This window comes from Paraburkholderia sp. RL18-085-BIA-A (assembly GCF_046027075.1).
GTDB lineage: Bacteria > Pseudomonadota > Gammaproteobacteria > Burkholderiales > Burkholderiaceae > Paraburkholderia.
The window spans coordinates 1-1,222 of the sequence record NZ_JARESU010000442.1 but is presented as its reverse complement, the minus strand read 5'-3'; the positions used below and the strand labels follow the sequence as shown (position 1 = coordinate 1,222).

The 1,222-nt window shown below is 65.2% G+C and carries 1 protein-coding gene; it reads left to right on the top strand.

What is annotated here, in order from left to right; genetic code table 11:
- A partial coding sequence (locus P0D89_RS53110) for an alpha-amylase family glycosyl hydrolase (protein WP_408371248.1) occupies nucleotides 1–1,222 on the top strand: 1,222 nt, incomplete at both ends.

The window sequence follows — 1,222 nt, the reverse complement described above, 5'->3', positions numbered from 1 at the left end:
GCGCGCTCGGCAGACGCGCGACACTCGACGATATTCCGGATGCCGAACTGGATCGCCTCGCCGCGCTGGGCTTCGACTGGGTCTGGTTGCTGAGCGTCTGGCAGACCGGCCCGGCGGCCCAGGCCATCTCGCGCGCGCATGCCGGATGGCGCCGCGAATTCGCCGAGACGCTACCGGACCTCACGGACGACGACATCGCCGGCTCCGGGTTCGCGATCCGCAGCTACACGGTTCATCGCGATCTGGGCGGCGCCGAGGCGCTCGCCCGCTTGCGGCAGCGCCTGCAGCAACGCGGACTGAAGCTGATGCTCGACTTCGTGCCGAATCACATGGCGCCGGATCACGAATGGATCGACACGCATCCGGACTACTTCGTCCACGGCAGCGAGCAGGATCTGGTTCGCTCACCGCGCAACTATTGCCGGGTGGAGACGAGCAACGGGCCGCTGATACTCGCCCACGGCCGCGACCCGTACTTCGACGGATGGCCCGACACGCTACAGCTCGACTACGGCAATCCGGAGTTGCAGCAGGCGATGATCGGCGAACTGAAGAGAATCGCCGGGCAATGCGACGGCCTGCGCTGCGACATGGCCATGCTGGTCTTGCCCGACGTGTTCGAGCGGACCTGGGGCATCCGCGCCGAGCCCTTCTGGCCGAAGGCGACCGAGGCCGTCCGACGCGAGCATCCGCACTTCCTGTTCATGGCGGAAGTGTATTGGGATCTCGAATGGACGATGCAGCAGCAGGGCTTCGATTACGCGTACGACAAGCAGATGTACGACCGCTTGCGCGATGCGAACGCACGGCCGGTGCGCGAGCACTTGCATGCCGGGCTCGATTACCAGGAGAAGTTGGCCCGCTTCCTGGAAAACCACGACGAGCCCCGGGCCGCGGCGACCTTCGAATCCGGCGAACATGAAGCCGGCGCCATCGTCACGTTTCTGTCGCCCGGTTTGCGCTTCTTTCACCAGGGGCAGTTCGAGGGGTGCAGGAAACGGATTTCGCCGCATCTGGTGCGGGCGCCAGAGGAGCCTGTCGACGCAAGCTTGCAAGGGTTCTATGAGAACCTGATGACGGCGCTGCGGCAGCCGGTCTTTCGGGAAGGTACGTGGAGCCTGGTCGATATCTTGCCGGCGTGGGAGGGCAACTGGACCTCGGATTGTTTCATCGCGTGGACCTGGCAGCGGGATGGAGGCGAACGGCGGCTCGTGGTGGTCAA